The following is a 17,453-nucleotide window of genomic DNA, read 5'->3' on the forward strand; positions in this document are numbered from 1 at the left end:
CCTTTCATTTGATGGATATTGAGTACCCGTCAGTAGGCCGAACTCCATGATGTACGTGAAACAAATCAGTAGGGTCGTATTGATTTTTTACTGCTTGAAGCCGAGGAAAATTCTCTCCCCAGGCTGCGGTCGCAATGTCTGGGTGAAAATAATTGGATTCATTCAGATAACTACCTGCGTCTGGAGCTAGCTGACGGAATTTTTGAGCAACCCGGGCTACTTTGTCCCGATCTGAGTGACCGTCAATGATTTGTTTCTCGGTCAGTTTAGCGGTAACTTCATTTCCTGGTAGCGGCACTTGTCCATCGGCTACAATCATTAATGCAAACGCAGTTAAGGATTGTGGATTGACAGGCGTGTCATTGCACAATGCCAGCATGGATTCACCAAGACCAGCCAATCCCTTATTGAGATGAAGTTCGAACGAATGGAAATTTGAAGCAGCCGCAAATGTGCTTGCCAGCTCCAGAATTTTCTCTTGCTTGAGGAGTCTCATATCTAGCCAGAGAGACTCGTATGCAGTCCAGACTAATCCGGCCTGTTCGCCATCGCCAGTCCAGAAAACAGATTTGTTGAGCCCATCGCGAGTCTCACCTATTGAAAGTGCTCCAGGGAATTGCTGGTTGATAACTTGAGAGTTCCAGAGATCTTTTGATGGTACGCTGCTAGTGAACAATGGCGTGAGAATCTCATACTGATCTGAATATTGCTCGATTGTGTTAACGAGTGGTTGCCAGATGTCCCTCGCTTGTGTCTCACTTATTCCTTGAAACATTGTCTCAACCGAGATGATTCTATCTGGCATGAAAACGATTTTTTCACCCCAATAGGGTGTAAGAAGTTGCTCTCGAATCAGTTGCAACACGTACGTACTGGCTTCTTCCATTTTTTGGTCAGATTTAGCCTGAAATTTGAAGCGCACCACACCGAAGCGTTCTGGCAAATCGTGCGTGCGTAGGGTTACTCTTGTCAGTACACCAAATGTGCCGCCTCCACCACCCTTAATTGCCCAGAATAATTCAGGATCACGATATGGATTAACGATCCGGATTTGCCCGTCGGCCGTCACTATCTCGGCTTCCAGAAGATTAGACGCAACCGTGCCGAAGCCTTTGGAAAAGCTGCCAAATCCTCCGCCTTGTAACATGCCCCCAACGCCAACTGTGGTGCATCCTCCTCCTTGAACATAACGTCCCCGTTTTGCAATAACCTCTGCGTAAACTTCACCCCATGTGCAGCCACTGCCGACATGAACTACATGTTGTGGCTGATCTGAATCCGGTGCACCTGCCGGACGAAAATTCACCTGCATTTTGATATCTCGCATGCCAGCGGTCCACAGAACAACGGATTCTGCTTTGCATGATTGTCCAAAATAGCTATGTGCTCCACCCCGTATGGCGATGGGTAACTTGGAGGCGATGGCAAACCGTATGCCATGAACAATGTCCTGAGGTGATTTGGCTTTTACAAACCACCGTCCCAACTTCGGAGTCCATGCATCCAGCCAGCCTCCCATTTGCACGATCGATGGCTCACTTCCTCGAAATACTGGGTCCTTTAATCGACTAGACAAACCACTACTGAGTTTGAGGGGGGTAATAGGTTGTAGACGAGATCCAAGTCCATTCACGGCTGCACTTAGTTGTGATTCTTTCAAGTTGCTTGCTTGAGATAATTGCATAGGAAATTTAACCAGTTCCAAAGTCAGCAATATACGACCCAAGAAGTCGCGACGTGGTTTTGTTTTGTCTTGTGGTAATGTCATGTTAAATGTCTGATTTAATTATTCCATCGATTGGATGTAGTTTAAAGCTAAGCGGTTTTGGTTTGCCCTGACTTACAAATAACTTCGGTGGATCCCGGATATCAAAGATCTGAAAGAGTTACTTTTATAAAGTTTAGTGACAGAATTTAGTAATAAGTACTGTTTTGTGACCAAGTGATGGTATTGGGTGATGATTGATGGGACATAATCGTGACATTTATCTAACAAGGAACGTAAAGCTGACATGTCGCATCCAAATTTGGACTTATATTCACGCTATCAACCATATCGACATATTGTTGAGCCCACTTGCTGGGTCTTGTTTTTTTGCATACAGGCAATTTCGAACAGCCGTATTAGTTGGTTGGATCAGCTTCGCTTTGAGAGTCACGCAGAGTGGTGGGAACCTGTCGTTTGGGAATGGAGCAGTTGCATGGTCTTGCTCGCGCTGGTACCTATTGTAATTCTGGTTGAAAAAAGGTTTCCTCTCAGATGGGCAACACTACGTCCAAATCTCCTTTGGCATTTGCTAGTGAGTATCCCTTTTTCGTTGCTACATGTTGCTGCCATGGTTGGAATCCGCAAGCTTTTTTATTTTAGTCAGCATCGCGAATATGAGTTTTCTGACTGGTTACATGAATCCGGGTATGAATACCTGAAGGATATACATACCTATTTCTTCATATTGATTGCTGTTGCTTCGTACCGTTTGCTTATATTGCGCTGGCAAGGCGAGGCTAGTCTGCTACAAGAACCGGATATTGGAAAGCCTGTTGAACCGATCGAACGTCCGGAGCGTTTTTTGGTGCGCACCTTGGGAAAAGAATTCTTGTTGCCAGCAGCGGAAATTGAATGGATGCAGGCATGGGGTAATTATGTGAATCTTCATGTGCGAGGACATGACTATCCGTTAAGATCTACGATGGCGGGAATTGAACAGCGTGTCGACCCAAAAAGGTTTGTGCGGATCCATCGCAGTTATATCGCCAACGTTGATTTTATTAAGGAAATCGAACCTCAAGAAAGTGGGGATGCGAAGGCAGTGATGCGTGATGGCCATCAAATTCCTGTGAGCCGAAAATATCGTGATCAACTTAAGAAAGTTATGCGCAGTGCTTCTTGAACATTGCAGGCTAATTGAAATTCATCGGAAACGATTAAGAACTTATGTGCACGGCTTTTCCGTATAGCTACCAACTTATAAAGTCTGGCCTTTCAGCGGATAAAATCGATTTAAGAGAATGCTGCAAAGAGAATTCCGCCCGGCGCCGCAAATGAGTTGAGAATCGACAATGGATTATTTGAAGTCGAGAAAATGTCTTGAGCGCTGAAGCCAAAATATGAACTCCAGATTGGCCATGAAATAACAAAACCACATAAGCACGCTAGCGGTGTAATGGTATGGGCCCTCCGCAAAACGAGAGTTGTAGATATTGTCCATGCTGAAGAAAAGAAAAAAATTGGCAGTGCAAATGTAGACATTTCTAATATGGAGAGGGCTAGCGTTACATGCTGTTTCCCAAACCATGAAAAATACTGATTTGGAATAGCCAATGCTGACAAAATTCCTCCGATATAAATGGCTGCGTAAACCAGGAAGAATCCAGAGACTGCGGCTGCAAATGCAATAGGAAATTTTTTCATTCGTGACTCCAATTAATTGGGGCGTAAATACGACGATATGCCACTGGTAGATTAAAACTAACAATCACTGATGTGTAAAAATTGAGACTACGCAAAATGAAAGAGAAGGTTGCTCCTCCTCTTTCATTGCATTAATTAAGATTTACTATTGAGCATATCGACTTTAACTAAATTGTCATCCGGTTTTCTGTCGATGTATTTGTTATCCGGGTCGATGCCGGCTTTGGCTGGCTCGCCTTTGACAACGACGGTGAAAGACATGTTTTTGCGATCGATGTAGCGACGTTCCCGTAACAAGGGTTTGCCGTCTTTATCGTCGACGCCGATGTCTATCCATTCATGCAATGGCACTTCTTTTTCAGCGCCCAATTCGTCAGCCTTGAATTTGCCGGCTTCGATTTGCATGCTGACCTCATATCTGCCATCGCTCAGTGGTTTTGCGGATGCTGATAGCGCCCGGTTTTCAAACAAAATGATGGAATCAAATAGATCATCAATCAGTGATTGCTTGTCGGCAGGTGTTACTTTGCGAATGGCATCAACCAATACTTTACTGTTCGGATAGGGTGCGCCTTTTCCGCCATATTGGCTAATTACATCACGCAAAGCCTGATTGACTTTATCTTCGCCAATCTGATCCTGTAGCAGATACATGACAACGCTACCTTTGCGATAGTGCAGGTATTGTTGATTTTCGTTTAAAGCTAAAGGCAGCTCTTTTTTGCGCTCTTGGCCGCGCTCCATGAGGTAACGGTCTAATTCAAATTTCAGGAATCGGCGCATTTTGGCATCACCATATCGATGCTTCATCACCATCAGGGCTGAATATTGTGCCAGCGTTTCTGAAAGCACGGTAGCCCCTTGCGTATTCCCGGCAAGAACCTGATGTGCCCACCATTGATGTGCGACCTCATGAGCGGTGACATAAAACGGATAATCCAGATCTTTGGGATCGTTGTCGTCCACTTTGGCGATAAAGCCTATTGATTCAGAAAACGGAATCGTATTGGGAAAGGCTTGGGCAAAACGCTCATACCTTGGGAACTCGATAATCCTGACCATTTTGTGTTGGTAAGGGCTAAAGTTTTTGGTGTAATAGTCGAGCGATTCCTGGACGCCGGTAATCATACGATCGAGGTTGTATTCGTGGCCTTTTTGGTAATCGATTTCGATGGCAACATCATTCCATTGTGCTTTTTTAACCTCGTATTTTCCTGATTGGAAGGCGTAGAAATTCCAGATAGGTTTTTCAAGACTGTAGTGGAAGTAGCGGCGACCATCTTTGATCCATTCACGGTCGAATTTGCCAGGCGCGATCGCCATCTGATCAACGTTGGTTGAAACCACTGCATCAAAGTTGATCAGATCTGCATCGTTCGAGATATAGTTATTTTGAAGCGCTTTGACATCGTCACGTGCCGCCATACGCTCCTTCTCTTTTAAACCTAGCTTACGTCGATCCTTGTCTTCTGTCAGTTCTGCAACTGCTTGATAGCCGATGTGCGGCATTAACTGGCTATTGAAGAATGTACCGTTGTAGAGCACGGTTTTACTTTGGCTCATGCCGAGAAACGTCTTTGGATCAACAGTGAGTTCAAAATGGAGTGCCATTTTTTCACCGGCTTGCAACGGCTGTTTTAGCATATAGCTATAAAAACCATGGACGCTATCATTGATCTTTGCAAGGCTTTCTCTATCGAATTTGAAGGCGTTAATTTTGAGGTCGTCATACTCAGTAATAAATATCTCGTTAATTGCAACGTTGCTGCGATTGGTTAAGACATAATCACCGCTGATATGTACGCTGCGCACGTCCGGAAAAATATCGACATTCATTTTCACATCGGTAATACGAGGCTGCGGTAGTGCTTCGAATTGCTTGTATTGTTTTTCGTAATTCGCTTGATCTGTTTGTTTGTCAAAGGTGCTTTTGTAGGTATTCAGAATGTTATAGAAGTAAAAGAGAATGCTTCCTGCGCCGACAAAACAGATGGCGCCAATAGTTGCGATGATGCTGGTTGTGCTACTGGAATTTAATTTGGCGAGACGAACGCGACCACGCCAGTCGGTGGTGGTTCCACGGACCCAGAATAACATCGAAGCCGCGACCAAAATTAGTGCTACACCAGCCCAATAGATTTCGCTCCAACGTACTCGTGGCAGGAAGTGACCATAACCGTTGATTGCGGAATAAGTCACGCTTGGCGTGTTGCCATAGACTAGCATGGGATGCTCAAAACCCAAGCCTGGTAAGGATACTTGCGCCACGTAATAGGCAATCATCAAGAAATAACCAACGTATTTATTGTTGACGATAACTTGAATAGCCACGGCCAAGATGGCGACCAACATATAATCGGGCCACTGCAGCAAAAACAATTGGTAAAGATATTCTGCTATATCGTAATTGTGATATCCCTTGATGGTTTGGAACACGATGCCAAAAATCATCAGGACAAATAACAAGATACCTTGCAACAGAATGAGCGAACACAGCTTTGACAATAATGGCAATGCATTGGGAATAGGCAGAGTATCAAATAGCTGCGAAATTCTGGCATCACGTTCGCGCCATACCAATTCACCAGCATAAAACGTCGTAATGATCAGCATGAATAAAGCAAAGCTTCCACTCAATACTTCTAACACCGCGTAAGTAACCGGATACGTTGACGTACCAAACATTTTGGTAATAACGGGTGCCGTTGATGCCATAAATAGGATGCCACACAAGGCAATCGCTATGAAGTAAACATTTTTGATGGTTTCACGCAGATTTAATTTTGTTTGCGCAAAAAAGGTTTGCAATAAATTTAGTTTGGAAAAATGCGTATGCACCACCGGCACTTGTGTAACAGCAGGGGCAGCTTGAATGCCTTCTTTCTTTTGCTTGCCGTTGGCATTTGGCGCAGAAAAATTGAAGCGCCAGAAACACAGTCCCATCATGATTAAACCAAACGCGCTCCAAATAAGACGATTGGTCAGATAGATCCCACTTAAAGGAACTAGTCGGGTATTTTTGTCAGCGACACTCCAGTATTCGGTCAGATGACTAATTGCCCTTGACCCAAATGGATCAATTAAAGCCGCTAAGGTTTTATTGTCCAAATCACTGAGCAATGGGCCGGATGCTAAATAGCCTATAAGTAATACCACACTCGCAACATACACCGGTAACATGCGACGAAACAGGGCACCCATCGTAAAAAACAAAGCGCCAAAAATCAAAAAGTTTGGAATCAGAGAGTATGCGTAAGGCAAAATGTACGCCAACGGCTGATTCGGACCGACACGAACTGCTTCTATTCCAGGTAAATAGCAGCCTAGCCAGGCACCAAGTCCCACACTCGAAAAAATGGCGATTAATGTCAACAGAGCACCTAAGAAGCGCCCGGATAGATATTCAAATTTGTTAATCGGCGATGTGTAGAAGAAGTGCCAGATATTGCTTTCTGTATCTTGTTGAATGGCGCGACCCATCATTGCAGCAACGATCACCGTTCCAAAGAAGCCCAGAAACGTGATGGTCTGTGAAACCGAGGATGGCGCATTAATATATGTTTTGCCCCCAAAGCTCACCGTGGCGCCAGAAAATACCCCTCCTGCGGCAGCCATCCACAGCATAGCAAGCGAGAAAAACATCAAAAAATAGACGTAAGTAGATATGCTGCGGAATTTTTGCCGCAGCTCAAAGGACATAATAGCTAGCATAGTAATTCCTTAAGCGGCTTGAGCATGGGTGCTATGAGCTGCCGATGGTTCTGTGCCCAGCAGACCTGCCATGGCAGTGAAATATACATCTTCCAGATTGCCATGCGCTTGCGTAAATCCGCCTTCAGGTTGATGGTCAGCGTAGACGTGGATTAAAGTGCGACCTGATGTCAGGCGACTCGATATCACCTTGTAGTCTTGTTGAAATTGGACTAGCTCCGATTTTTCAATGAAGCGCTTCCAGATTTTGCCTTGAATTGCATCAATTAAGGGTAAAGGTTCGCCCTTCAAAATCACTTTGCCTTTGTTAATCACGGCCATGTTATTGCAAAGATCTGCGACGTCTTCGACGATGTGTGTCGATAAAATCACGATTTTATCGCTGCCAATATCAGACAGTAAATTATGAAAGCGCACTCGTTCTTCTGGATCTAGCCCTGCGGTTGGTTCGTCGACGATGATTAATTTTGGGTTGCCAATGAGTGCTTGTGCGATGCCAAACCGTTGGCGCATACCACCTGAAAAACCGCCGACATGCTTATTTTTGACGTTGTATAAATTGGTTTGATGTAATAGGCCATCCACGACTTCTTTGCGTTCTTTGCGGCTGTCGATACCTTTTAGCACGGCAAAATGCTCTAGCAGGTCATATGCGGTCACTTTGGGATAAAGACCGAAGTCTTGGGGTAAATAACCGAGAAGGCGACGAATATCATCTTTATGAGTGCGAATGTCGATGGCATCTAGCTGCGTAGTGCCGGAATCTGCATCTTGCAAGGTCGCCAGCGTGCGCATTAGCGTTGATTTGCCAGCGCCATTAGGCCCCAATAAACCAAACATGCCAGCTGGGATAGTTAATGTAATATCGTCTAATGCTTGTACGCCATTACTATATTGCTTGGAAAGATGTTCTATGCGAAGTTCCATGTCTCGTCCCTAATTGTTTTTTTGAAAAGAATTCTTATCATCCTGTCAGGGATTTTAAGATGTCAAGAATTTACCTTAAAGCAATGACAATTGTGCTATTTATCAGACGAAATCAAGTTTTTTGGGTATTAAACGCAAAAATATGGTGCTGGAACCTACCTTGATGCAGGCGTTGTGAAGAGTTGCAATGAGTTGCGAGGGGTTGCATAGGCAAAATTTGGTTTCAATTTAAGAAATGCCTGCACGACGACAATGCTTTGCGCTATAATTGCCGCTGGCGGGCCCCTGCGCATTGCGGCGTGGCCAATCTGGTCAGGTCGGGAACGAAGCAGCCACAGTCACTTACCACAAGTGCCGCAGATCAGGCTCGCCAACCTCCCAAATTCCTCGCGCTATGATCCTCGTTCGTTGTTTTTCTTGCTTCCTCTCAACGTTTCCGTGTTCTGTTTAACCCGAGACCTGTCGATTTTCTTTAGCAATTTCTGACTTACTTCAAACATTTGTTGAAAATTCTCATAGCCTACGCGCAAGTTCAGGGTTACATTTACTGAATAACATTGCTTTGGAGTACCAGTGGTCCATTATTTCATTGCTTAAAATTTATTAAAGGAGATTGCTATGTCATTATCACGTCGAAAATTTTGTCTCAGTGTGCCTGGTTTTCTATTGATTGCGCCGGTAAACGCCGGCGGTGACAGAGCAACTCCCAACGAAGCGATTGCAATGGTAAAAAAGGGTTTGGCTTACATTAAAGAGAATGGGAAAGAAAAAGCATTTTCTGAGTTTGCTAACAGGACCAACCAAGATTTTCATGATCGCGATTTATACCTGTTTGTTTATGACCTGAACGGCGTGAATCTGAGTCATGGTAACAATCCAAAAATGATTGGAAAACCGCTGATCGACTTAAAAGTCGGTGATAAATATGTCGTGAAAGAGATGATTGCAGTTGCTTTAAGTACGGGGAAGGGATGGGTTGACTACCAATGGCCAAATCCCGTTACCAAAGATCTCGAAATGAAATCATCATATGTAGAAAAAATAGATGATTATTTTGTCGGTTGTGGCATTTATAAATAGCGGTTTTGATGGCCTATGTAATGGTTTGATTCCGTTTTTAAGGCGCTGTTGGTGGTGAGTATTTCGAGATGATGGTAAGCCGTCAAAAATTTTGGGTGCAAGAAGCACGCATTGTTATGTTGAGTAAATTCGTCTTTAGTTCATCACCTCTGTAGAAGGTGATGAACTTCTTTTCCTTATTCATCCAATGATCAACCAATGATCAACCAATTTTCGCCTAAGTTGAATTTCACTCGTTTGTATTTCAATGGTCATAGTCGAAATCTTTCTTGGCCTACCTTGAAAAGAAGTAACCGAAATCAATAAAAACGTCATGTTGCAAATTAGAATTAGTGGGGACAAGCATGAAGAAAAAACGTAGAAATAACCAACGGGAAATGAGCATTTCAGTCTTAACCCAGCGTTTCATTTCTTTATTGTCTCGTCCATTGTTGCTCCTCGGATTGTCGCTCTCAATACCAGCTTTTTACTTGCTACTAGATGGTGGAACTGAAACACTGCGTTTCTACGGTCGCTTGAGCTACTGGGGTGCGGCGATTCTGATGACGATTGATACGTTTATTCAGTGGCGTAAAAACAGAATTGGTCAACATCGTAGCGGGAAAATGCTACTGGATGTGATCATTATTTGTGGATGCACAATTAGTGCCTTACCCAAGCCAAATGAATGGGGTATGGTCGAGTGGATATTGAGATTGGCGCTATGTGTCGTCATTCTGCTACGTATGGCGACCTTGGTATTGCGTTACATTACGCCTGGTCGTCTCGCTCAATTGATCGGATTGGCTGTGCTGATGTTGACATCCGCCGGGGCGGGCTTTTATTGGTTGGAACCGAATGTTGATAGTTATTCGAATGGTGTCTGGTTGGCTTTTACGACGGTAGCAACGGTTGGCTATGGAGATATTGTTCCCTCTACGCCAGCGTCTAAAATATTTGCAGTGTTTATCGTATTGTTTGGCTATGCAATGTTTTCGATTTTGACCGCCAATATTGCTGCTTTATTTGTTGGTAAAGAAGAGGCTGAAATGGAGCGCGAGTTACATCGTGATATCCGGGCCTTAAGCAGAGAAGTCGCTGCACTCAGGGAGGAATTGAAAAGCCGCGATGCTATTTATGCTAATTTAGTGGATCATTTTGGCTTAGCTGATACGGTAATACAGAGCGAACAAGTTTGATTTGTTCGCTCTTTGCGGATTGTTTTTCCTATTCGAGAGCAAAGGCTCTACTGAGTATCTTTCCCTGAAGTTCAGAGCCAACGGCGCCGTTGAGCGTACCATATACTCGGCCGCCATGAGAATCTGCACGACTACGCGAAAATGCATCTGCAATCTCGGCTGGAGCAAGCTCATGCATTAAAAGACTTTGTGCTGCTAAGACAAGTTTCTGCGTAAATCGTCGCGCATTCATCTCTTTTTGTTCCGATGTTGCATTAATGTCAGTTTCCAGATCGCTGGCCATTTGTTTGACGGCGGGTGATGTCGAGCAATTCATTTGATTAATGAGTAGTTGCATACCCTCTGGATCTTTTTCAATTGCTCGCAAAACATCCAGGCACATAACGTTGCCTGATCCTTCCCAAATTGAATTCACCGGCGCTTCGCGATAAAGTCTGGCCATTGGGCCAGTCTCGACGTAGCCATTCCCACCCCATACTTCCATGCATTCACCTGTGAACTCAAGTGCGCGTTTACAGATCCAGAATTTAGCCGCCGGAGTCAGGATTCTTTTCCAGGCGCGTTGCAACGGATCGTTCGGTTGATCCAATGCATGGGCTAATTTGAGCATGAGATAAGTTGCAGCTTCACTTTCTAAAGCTAAATCTGACAGAACGTTGCGCATGAGTGGTTGATCGATTAATTGCTTGCCAAAGGCGTTTCGATATCGTGCATAATGGATCGCCTGACATAGGGCTTGTCGCATAAGAGCGGCACTACCGATGACGCAATCAAGACGAGTCAGATTCGCCATTTCGATGATTGTGGGAATGCCTCGACCCTCAACGCCTACCATCACACCAAACGCGTCATGAAATTCGACTTCGCTACTAGAGTTTGATTTGTTGCCGAGTTTGTCTTTAAGGCGTTGAATATGGATAGAATTTTTGCTTCCATCGAATCTCCAGCGGGGTACGAAGAAGCACGAAAGTCCCTTATCAGTTTTTGCTAAAACCAAATGCGCATCACACATAGGTGCGGAAAAAAACCATTTATGTCCGGTGAGTAAGTACGCTTCACCTCGACCTTCTTTTGAAATCGGACGGGCACTTGTGCTGTTGGTTCGAACATCTGAACCACCTTGTTTTTCAGTCATTCCCATACCAACGAGTATTGATTTTTTTTGTGAAATAGGTACGTCGTTGGCATCGTGTTCGGTGCTAAATAATTTATCTCTAAGTAATTCAAATAAAGCTGGTTCAGTTTGTAAAACTGGAATTGAGGCAAATGTCATGGTGGTGGGGCACAGCGAACCAGATTCAATCTGAGATTGCAAAAAATAGCACGATGCACGTGCAACATGCGCGCCCGCTTTTGGGTTCGACCATGGAGATGCGTGCAAGCCTTGTTGGAGCAGCAATTGAAGTAACTGGTGCCAGCTTGGATGGAAAACGACACGATCGATCCGTTGGCCAATACGGTTGTGGGTTTGCAGTTCGGGCAGGTGACGGTTGGCGAGTTCACCTAATGTTAGGGTCTCAGTACGGCCTAACAATGCGCCGGATTCTTTAAGTTGGACGATATGCCAGTCTGCGCCAAAATAGCTCACCGCATGCATCAACGCGCTGTCTTGCGTAAAGATATTGTAGTCGGTTAGTTCAGGAACCTGATTGACTACTTCGTGTGTCTGCCATTGCATTTTATCTCCTTGATTTGAATTATTTGTATGTTCGTGATGCGAAAATGCAGAAGCTAAGTTTAGCGCTTAAATGCTGGTAGAGTGTTCGAGTTTGAAATTAGAAAAATTATGATGAGTGACACGATAGATCCTTTGAAATCAAGGCGTAAGCCGGTGCAACAGCGTTCTGTAATGACGCAAGGGGCAATTCTGGATGCCTTTGTTCGGCTTTTGGTCGAGAAGGGGTATGCTGGATTAACCATGCGAGATATTGCAGTGGTTGCAGGTGTGGGTGTTGGGACTCTTTATGAATATTTTCCGGGAAAAAAATCGATTGCAGCGCACTGTATCCAGCAACGCTTCAATGGTGTCGGCTGCAAAATGGAGGAGTGGATTAAAGAAGTACAAGGTACACCATTGCTAGGCTTGGTTGAATATGTGCTTGATCAGCTGATCGTTATCCATAGGCGGCACAGTGAAGAGTGGTCAGCGTTGATTTTTTTGGCGCGTCAAGTATCAAATAAGCATGTTTTTCAAGCTTTGTATCATAAAATAGCGGGTATTTGGGAGCAGGCTTTTGCCGCGAGTTCCGACGTGCATAATTATCCTCGGAAGTTACCTCAGGTTGTTCATGCGGCGGTGTACGGTTTGCTCTACCAAACCTTGATGCTAACGCCGGAAAAATTAAAGTCTCCGGAGTTTTCTATGCAGTTAAGGGCTTTGGTGATGGGATATTTGCAAATTCCGTCACGCTAAGCACTTTTCCGCTTTCCGAATAGGGTAAAATCTCAGAATGTCCTATCAAGTTCTCGCCCGAAAATATCGTCCTAAAAGCTTTCAAACGCTGGTGGGACAAGAGCACGTCGTACGTGCATTAACTCATGCGCTCGAGCAGCAGCGGCTGCATCACGCCTATTTATTTACAGGAACACGTGGGGTAGGTAAAACAACCTTGTCACGAATTCTGGCAAAATCTTTCAATTGCGAAAAAGGCATTACCGCTAATCCATGTGGGGTTTGTGAGGCATGTACAGCAATTGATGCAGGGCGTTTTGTTGATTACATAGAGATGGACGCGGCATCCAATCGTGGTGTCGATGAAATGGCATCGTTGCTTGAGCAAGCAATATACGCACCTTCGAATGCACGCTTTAAAGTGTATATGATCGATGAGGTGCACATGCTCACTAATCACGCGTTCAATGCCATGCTCAAAACGCTGGAAGAGCCGCCTGAGCACGTGAAATTTATTTTAGCGACAACGGATCCGCAGAAAATCCCAGTGACTGTTCTCTCGCGTTGTCTGCAGTTCAATCTCAAGCAAATGCCGCCTGGGCATATTGTTGGTCATCTTGATCATATTCTCGGCCAGGAACATATTGAGTTTGAGCAATCTGCATTGCGCCTGTTAGCGCAGGGTGCGCACGGTTCTATGCGTGATGCGCTGTCATTAACTGATCAAGCTATTGCTTATGCTGCAGGTAAGGTAAGCCTGGAGGCTGTGCAAGGCATGTTGGGTGCGTTGGATCAGTCCTATTTAATTCGTCTTCTGGACGCATTGTCTGCCCATGATGGGAAGAGCTTACTTGATGTTGCGGATGAGATCGCTGCGCGTAGTTTGTCATACAAGGCAGCGCTTCAGGACTTAGGGACCATATTGCATCAAATTGCCATTGCACAAATGGTTCCAGCTGCGGTGGCAGATGATTTGCCAGAACGGGAGCATATTTTGCGACTGTCGATGGCATTTAGCAAAGAAGAAGTGCAGTTGTTCTATCAGATTGCTGTACATGGTCGAAACGAGCTGGCGTTGGCGCCGGATGAGTATGCTGGATTTAGCATGACTTTATTGCGTATGCTCGCATTCCGTCCAATTGAAGGTGGTGCGTTAGTGTTGTCGGGCAACGGTGATGCGCCACCGGGGCAGCAATCGCCGCGCGGCCCGGCGATAGGCGCATCGACAACGCCAACCAGATCTTCAACACCTCCGGCTTCTGCCGCTTTATCGGTAAGTAATGTGGCTAACAATGCGGTGAAGGTGGTCGTTGCTTCCGTGCCCCCGAGTTCAACGCCATCGCCTGCATTACGTGCGCAGCCCTCATCGCCAATATTACCACCACCATCACCTTCATCGACCGCAAAACCGATGAGTCCGGCAATGGCAGCATTAGCTGCTGCTCGCGCGGGCAGTGCGAAAAGCGCTGGTGGCAAGTCGTCAGCCGTGATTGCGCCCCAGCCGCCTTCAAATCTGGGGGCGGTTGTGACGCCTGAACCAGAATTGACAACGTCTGTGCAAGAAGATCAGGCACTGCCGACAGCTACCCTCAAGCCACTCGAAGCGCCGGTTGCGATTTCACCTGCACCAGTCATGCGCGAAGCCAAACTTGCAACGCCACTACCTGACATGCAGCCGATCGGCATGGATGATATGCCGCCTCCATGGGATGAGGATGTTTTTGAAAATTCAACATCCACTGTGAGTGTGGGTGTCGCTATGCCGTCACCGCCTGCGAAACTTGTTGAGTCGGTCTCACCCTCAATGGGAGTCGCGACGATGGATGCAGTTGCTGCGGTTGCAGCTGTCGATCGTACCTTGTGGCAAGGGGAAGTATCAGCGCTTGAATGGGATGGTCATTGGCCTGATCTGGCCGCCAATTTGCCGCTGCGTGGTGTTGCGCAACAATTGGCACAGCAAAGCGAACTTATTAATTGCAAACAGGATGGCAATACTTTTATTTTTGAATTGCGTGTCCCGCTGCCTACATTGTTATCGGCTGGTAGCGTGGATAAATTATCCACCGTATTAAACGAACGTTTTGCAAAAAATATTCGCGTAGAAACCAAAATTGGTACAGTCGAATTGACCGCTAATGCGAAGGCAATTGCTGAGCGCGAGGTGCGTCAAAAATATGCAGAGCAATCCATGCAAAATGATTCCTTTGTGCAAACCTTAATGCGCGAATTTGGCGCAGCAATCGTGACAGGTAGTGTGCGTCCGATTTAATCAGGTTCTGCATCCGCTAATTTTTACCAAATTTGAACAAATTTGAACAAATTTGAACAAATTTGAATTAACTAACTTATTAATTAATTAATCAACTATTCCTTTCTTATCAGGAGATATTTTATGATGAAAAATCAACTTGCCGGTTTAATGAAGCAGGCGCAAGCAATGCAAGACAATATGAAAAAAGCGCAAGACCAATTGGCTTTGATCGAAGTTGAAGGTCAAGCTGGTGCAGGTTTAGTAAAAGTGGTCATGACTTGTAAAAATGATGTAAAACGCGTCACTATCGACCCATCTTTGTTAGGTGACGACAAAGATATGCTGGAAGATTTGGTTGCGGCCGCGTTTAATGACGCTGTGCGTAAAGCAGAGACAACATCGCAAGAAAAAATGGCGGGACTGACTGCAGGTATGCCATTGCCACCCGGCTTTAAAATGCCATTTTGAGCGTGAAAAAGATCGGCAGCCTAGAAAATCTGGCGGACGCTTTACGGCGTTTGCCCGGCGTGGGGCCTAAGTCTGCGCAAAGAATGGCATACCATTTGTTGCAGCATGATCGAGAGGCCGCGTCAGAGCTGGGACATGCCCTGTTAAACGCAGTGGATAGAATTCAGCATTGTGCTTCATGCAATACCTTTACCGAGGTTGATGTATGCGAGACCTGTCAGGATCTTGAGCGCGATCCGCATTTATTATGCGTCGTTGAGACGCCTGCCGATCAAATGATGATTGAGCAGACGCTGACCTTTAAAGGTCTGTATTTCGTTTTGATGGGCCGATTATCGCCATTGGATGGTATTGGGCCCAAGGACATTTATCTCGATAAACTAATGACCCGAGCCACAAATGGGATCGTCAGTGAAGTCGTGCTGGCAACGAATTTTACGAATGAAGGTGAGGCTACCGCACACTACATTAGTGAAACGCTGAAAGCACGTGGCCTGAAAGTTAGTCGTTTGGCGCGAGGCGTTCCTGTTGGTGGCGAACTTGAATATGTCGATGCTGGCACCATTGCGCGGGCGATGTTGGATCGGCGTTCGACGTAAATAGCTAATTAATTCCTGACGTAAGTGTGATGTAAATTTCTGACGCTGCATAGATCAAGCGTGCCATTTGAAATTTGTTTGTATTTATGTATTTACCGAATGGCAATATCAAAATCATCCACCTTTTTTGATAAAAATTTTAAGACGATGACATCACAAAAGCAGGGCCCGCTGTCGGGCATTAAAGTTCTGGAGTTGGGCACCTTAATTGCGGGTCCTTTTTGCTCAAGGATGTTGGCTGAATTTGGTGCAGAAGTCATTAAAATTGAGTCGCCAGGAAGTGGTGACCCGCTACGGCAGTGGCGCATACTCAAAGATGGGACTTCTTTGTGGTGGAGTGTTCAGGCTCGCAATAAAAAGAGTCTGACGCTCGATATGAAAAGTGAAGAGGGTCAGGAAATTTCCCGTCGCCTGGCTCTCGAAGCTGACATCATTATTGAAAATTATCGCCCGGGTGTGTTGGAAAAATGGCAGCTCGGCTACGAGGCGTTAAAAAAAATCAATCCGGCAACTATTATGGTCCGCCTTTCTGGCTACGGTCAAACGGGCCCTATGCGTGATCAGCCGGGTTTTGGTGCAATTGGCGAATCAATGGGGGGCTTGCGCTATGTCTCCGGGCATCCGGATCGACCGCCCGTGCGTGTTGGTATTTCGATTGGTGATTCGGTGGCTGCATTGCATGGCGTGATCGGTGCAATGATGGCCCTCCGTCATCGGGATGTCACAGGTGGTCGATGGAACGGTAAGCTTGGTGATGAATGCGTTGCCGGACAAGGGCAAATGGTCGATGTGGCTTTGTATGAGTCCGTGTTTAATTTAATGGAGTCTCTGGTGCCAGAATTTGATGTTGCTGGTGTCGTACGCGAACGTACCGGCGGCGCTTTGCCAGGCATCGTACCATCAAACACTTACACCACGGGAGACAGTGAAAATATTGTTATTGCAGGCAATGGCGATGCGATTTTTCATCGGCTGATGAAGGCAATTCAACGTGATGATTTGGCGCATGATGCTCAATTGATGCGCAACGACGGACGTGTTCCGCGCACTGTAGAGATTGATGCTGCAATTCAGGCGTGGTGTGACACGCAAACAATTGACTCAGCCTTGGCTGCTCTGCAAAGCGCTGATGTGCCAGTTGGAAAAATTTATTCTGTCAAAGACATGATGGCCGACCCTCAATTTTTGGCCCGAAATATGTTTGAACAACACGCTTTTGAAGATGGGACTTTGGTCAAGGTTCCGGCCATTACACCAAAACTATCCGAAACACCCGGCGTGACGCAGTGGCTGGGGCCGCGATTGGGTCAACATAGCCGCGAAATTTTAGTCGAACTTGGCTACACTGACGACCAGATAGCTGCACTTTCTGCAAAAAACATCATTTAATTTCATGAGTGTCTAAAAGGAATTTACGTAGACGTATTTCGACAGG

13 protein-coding genes and 1 other RNA gene are annotated in these 17,453 nt (G+C 45.6%); 9 read left to right on the forward strand and 5 right to left on the reverse strand.

Annotation, left to right across the window (positions count from 1 at the left end; all coding sequences use genetic code 11):
• Positions 1–4: 4 nt before the first annotated feature.
• Positions 5–1,768, reverse strand: coding sequence for an FAD-dependent oxidoreductase (locus tag ACO0K1_RS06700; protein WP_423023984.1), 1,764 nt, complete (start codon positions 1,766–1,768; stop codon positions 5–7).
• A gap of 244 nt (positions 1,769–2,012) precedes the next feature.
• On the opposite strand from ACO0K1_RS06700, the gene ACO0K1_RS06705 reads away from it, so the two are divergent.
• Entirely contained in the window at positions 2,013–2,891 is an 879-nt protein-coding gene (locus ACO0K1_RS06705; RefSeq protein ID WP_423023986.1) for a LytR/AlgR family response regulator transcription factor, read from the forward strand.
• Between the two features lie 110 nt (positions 2,892–3,001).
• Here ACO0K1_RS06705 and ACO0K1_RS06710 read toward each other — a convergent pair whose 3' ends face one another.
• The 3 genes from ACO0K1_RS06710 to ACO0K1_RS06720 form a co-directional block, all read right to left on the reverse strand.
• A complete protein-coding gene (locus ACO0K1_RS06710; protein ID WP_423023988.1) occupies positions 3,002–3,412 on the reverse strand; it encodes a hypothetical protein in 411 nt (136 codons plus the stop codon).
• A 135-nt stretch (positions 3,413–3,547) separates the two neighbouring features.
• Complete coding sequence (locus tag ACO0K1_RS06715; RefSeq protein WP_423023990.1) at positions 3,548–7,123, reverse strand: M1 family aminopeptidase; 3,576 nt, start codon at positions 7,121–7,123, stop codon at positions 3,548–3,550.
• Positions 7,124–7,132: 9 nt separating this feature from the next.
• The gene (locus tag ACO0K1_RS06720) at positions 7,133–8,050 is read right to left on the reverse strand and encodes an ABC transporter ATP-binding protein (RefSeq protein WP_423023992.1); all 918 of its coding nucleotides are present in this window, start codon (positions 8,048–8,050) and stop codon (positions 7,133–7,135) included.
• 276 nt (positions 8,051–8,326) lie between these two features.
• Here ACO0K1_RS06720 and ffs point away from each other — a divergent pair.
• From ffs to ACO0K1_RS06735, 3 genes are all read left to right on the forward strand, one after another.
• An RNA gene (gene ffs / locus ACO0K1_RS06725) (signal recognition particle sRNA small type) lies at positions 8,327–8,425 on the forward strand.
• A gap of 243 nt (positions 8,426–8,668) precedes the next feature.
• On the forward strand, positions 8,669–9,130 hold the full coding sequence (locus ACO0K1_RS06730) for a cache domain-containing protein (RefSeq protein WP_423023994.1): 462 nt from the start codon (positions 8,669–8,671) through the stop codon (positions 9,128–9,130).
• 344 nt (positions 9,131–9,474) lie between these two features.
• Positions 9,475–10,308, forward strand: coding sequence for a potassium channel family protein (locus tag ACO0K1_RS06735; protein WP_423023996.1), 834 nt, complete (start codon positions 9,475–9,477; stop codon positions 10,306–10,308).
• A gap of 28 nt (positions 10,309–10,336) precedes the next feature.
• Here ACO0K1_RS06735 and ACO0K1_RS06740 read toward each other — a convergent pair whose 3' ends face one another.
• Positions 10,337–11,986, reverse strand: a complete 1,650-nt coding sequence (locus ACO0K1_RS06740) for an isovaleryl-CoA dehydrogenase (protein WP_423023998.1) — start codon at positions 11,984–11,986, stop codon at positions 10,337–10,339.
• 108 nt (positions 11,987–12,094) lie between these two features.
• Between ACO0K1_RS06740 and ACO0K1_RS06745 the strand changes: the two genes are divergently transcribed.
• The 5 genes from ACO0K1_RS06745 (at position 12,095) to ACO0K1_RS06765 (ending at position 17,407) form a co-directional block, all read left to right on the forward strand.
• The gene (locus ACO0K1_RS06745; RefSeq protein ID WP_423024000.1) at positions 12,095–12,721 is read left to right on the forward strand and encodes a TetR/AcrR family transcriptional regulator; all 627 of its coding nucleotides are present in this window, start codon (positions 12,095–12,097) and stop codon (positions 12,719–12,721) included.
• Between the two features lie 37 nt (positions 12,722–12,758).
• Positions 12,759–14,969, forward strand: a complete 2,211-nt coding sequence (locus ACO0K1_RS06750; RefSeq protein ID WP_423024002.1) for a DNA polymerase III subunit gamma/tau — start codon at positions 12,759–12,761, stop codon at positions 14,967–14,969.
• Positions 14,970–15,092: 123 nt separating this feature from the next.
• The gene (locus tag ACO0K1_RS06755; RefSeq protein WP_423024004.1) at positions 15,093–15,419 is read left to right on the forward strand and encodes a YbaB/EbfC family nucleoid-associated protein; all 327 of its coding nucleotides are present in this window, start codon (positions 15,093–15,095) and stop codon (positions 15,417–15,419) included.
• A gap of 2 nt (positions 15,420–15,421) precedes the next feature.
• Positions 15,422–16,018, forward strand: coding sequence for a recombination mediator RecR (recR, locus tag ACO0K1_RS06760; protein WP_423024006.1), 597 nt, complete (start codon positions 15,422–15,424; stop codon positions 16,016–16,018).
• A 147-nt stretch (positions 16,019–16,165) separates the two neighbouring features.
• Complete coding sequence (locus tag ACO0K1_RS06765) at positions 16,166–17,407, forward strand: CaiB/BaiF CoA transferase family protein (RefSeq protein ID WP_423024008.1); 1,242 nt, start codon at positions 16,166–16,168, stop codon at positions 17,405–17,407.
• Positions 17,408–17,453: the final 46 nt, after the last annotated feature.

The sequence above is a fragment of the Undibacterium sp. SXout20W genome (assembly GCF_049340285.1).
GTDB lineage: Bacteria > Pseudomonadota > Gammaproteobacteria > Burkholderiales > Burkholderiaceae_D > Undibacterium.

Excerpts from the sequence above, each read along its gene's own strand:
- ACO0K1_RS06700 (WP_423023984.1), bottom strand. The coding sequence starts at position 1,768 with ATGACATTACCACAAGACAAAACAAAACCACGTCGCGACTTCTTGGGT.
- ACO0K1_RS06705 (WP_423023986.1), top strand. The coding sequence starts at position 2,013 with ATGTCGCATCCAAATTTGGACTTATATTCACGCTATCAACCATATCGA.
- ACO0K1_RS06710 (WP_423023988.1), bottom strand. The coding sequence starts at position 3,412 with ATGAAAAAATTTCCTATTGCATTTGCAGCCGCAGTCTCTGGATTCTTC.
- ACO0K1_RS06715 (WP_423023990.1), bottom strand. The coding sequence starts at position 7,123 with ATGCTAGCTATTATGTCCTTTGAGCTGCGGCAAAAATTCCGCAGCATA.
- ACO0K1_RS06720 (WP_423023992.1), bottom strand. The coding sequence starts at position 8,050 with ATGGAACTTCGCATAGAACATCTTTCCAAGCAATATAGTAATGGCGTA.
- ACO0K1_RS06730 (WP_423023994.1), top strand. The coding sequence starts at position 8,669 with ATGTCATTATCACGTCGAAAATTTTGTCTCAGTGTGCCTGGTTTTCTA.
- ACO0K1_RS06735 (WP_423023996.1), top strand. The coding sequence starts at position 9,475 with ATGAAGAAAAAACGTAGAAATAACCAACGGGAAATGAGCATTTCAGTC.
- ACO0K1_RS06740 (WP_423023998.1), bottom strand. The coding sequence starts at position 11,986 with ATGCAATGGCAGACACACGAAGTAGTCAATCAGGTTCCTGAACTAACC.
- ACO0K1_RS06745 (WP_423024000.1), top strand. The coding sequence starts at position 12,095 with ATGATGAGTGACACGATAGATCCTTTGAAATCAAGGCGTAAGCCGGTG.
- ACO0K1_RS06750 (WP_423024002.1), top strand. The coding sequence starts at position 12,759 with ATGTCCTATCAAGTTCTCGCCCGAAAATATCGTCCTAAAAGCTTTCAA.
- ACO0K1_RS06755 (WP_423024004.1), top strand. The coding sequence starts at position 15,093 with ATGATGAAAAATCAACTTGCCGGTTTAATGAAGCAGGCGCAAGCAATG.
- ACO0K1_RS06765 (WP_423024008.1), top strand. The coding sequence starts at position 16,166 with ATGACATCACAAAAGCAGGGCCCGCTGTCGGGCATTAAAGTTCTGGAG.